Origin of the sequence: Vibrio sp. OPT46, assembly GCF_015163535.1 — a bacterium.
Classification (GTDB): Bacteria; Pseudomonadota; Gammaproteobacteria; order Enterobacterales; family Vibrionaceae; genus Vibrio; species Vibrio alginolyticus.
Genome location: NZ_JADDYG010000382.1, coordinates 1 through 1149, shown reverse-complemented (window position 1 = coordinate 1149; position 1149 = coordinate 1). Strand labels below are relative to the sequence as shown.

At 38.2% G+C, this 1149-nt stretch carries 2 protein-coding genes; both read right to left on the bottom strand.

Annotated elements, in window-relative coordinates:
* Window positions 1–249 (bottom strand): hypothetical protein (locus IQR33_RS33415; RefSeq protein WP_228013966.1); only part of this gene is annotated, 249 nt, incomplete at its 3' end.
* Window positions 239–1149, bottom strand: a 911-nt coding sequence (locus IQR33_RS17730) for a hypothetical protein (RefSeq protein WP_228013965.1), incomplete at its 5' end; no start/stop codon positions are given. The genes IQR33_RS33415 and IQR33_RS17730, both read right to left, overlap by 11 nt.

The following is a 1149-nucleotide window of genomic DNA, read 5'->3' as shown; positions in this document are numbered from 1 at the left end:
CCCACCGTTTAGTAATTTGTTATTTTCTATCAAAAGCTGCTGATACTGATTGTCAAGCATTAACATCTTATTAGCATGCTCTTTTTGGGCTCGTATCAACTCATTTTGCGAGAGTGATTTGTTTTCCTCTATAGAGAGGCTTCGTTGTTTTTGGATGTCTTGGTAAGTCTGCCCGGATTGATCATTTGCAAAAGTTGTAAAGCTCAACAATTGGGTCGCGATGCATAGGGTAATAGTATTAATTTTCACGTAATGAAACCTCTTTGTCTTGTTGATTAAGAATGCTACTTTCGTGTATGTACTGCATCTTAAGAACGATCTCTTCTGTTTCCAGATTTATCGAAATGCTCTGTATAATCATGCTTTTAAATTTGTCGATATCGTTAGCTAGTTGGTCCAAATAGTTAAATGCCCAACCAAACCCACTTAACGAAAGTTGTACATTCACAACGGTGTAATCTATTTGTGGGTTTCTTACTTCAGTGGAATATGTTTCGTTTTTAAAAGGGATCTCCCTTTCTGTTTTGCGGTTTGCTGAAATCGCTCCGTACAGTCTTCCTTGTGTCTTCTCTGCTTGTTGCTGAATGAAGGTTAGTAAGTCTAGGTAGTGGCCGTGAGTTTCCTTTATGAAGATAAAAGCGTCACTTTCATCAAAATAATGGTCTGGTTTAGGAAGCGGTACTATTTGAGACGTAGTAATCTCTTCTCCAGAGAGTGAATAAGTGATAGTTCCATCGAATTCGATGTTGTCTCTAAAATTGGCAACCGTTGTCCCTCCGTTTTTCCACAAAACGGTCGTCTCATGAAAAAACTCTTGGTCTGCTGGTTTGTCTACCGTTGATGAGTCTCTAGTAATGATTCCTTTGGTAACGAGATCGACAGTCATTGGGAACCATCCACCAACATCAACAGGAAGAGAGTTAATATAGGCTTTAAGGTTCAAAATGACCTTTTTAGGATCTGATGCGGTTAAACGTTGAGTAAGCCATTTTGCTTCCTCTTTAGTTGCATTTGCCTTGTCTATTCTCTCGATTTTTTTATGATTCAAATCGTTTTCAGCTTGCTTAGCTAGAGTACTGCTTGATGCTTTCTTCACCATTGAATCTATGTCAGGAATTACATACTCTTGCTTGGAGTTAGATTTAAATA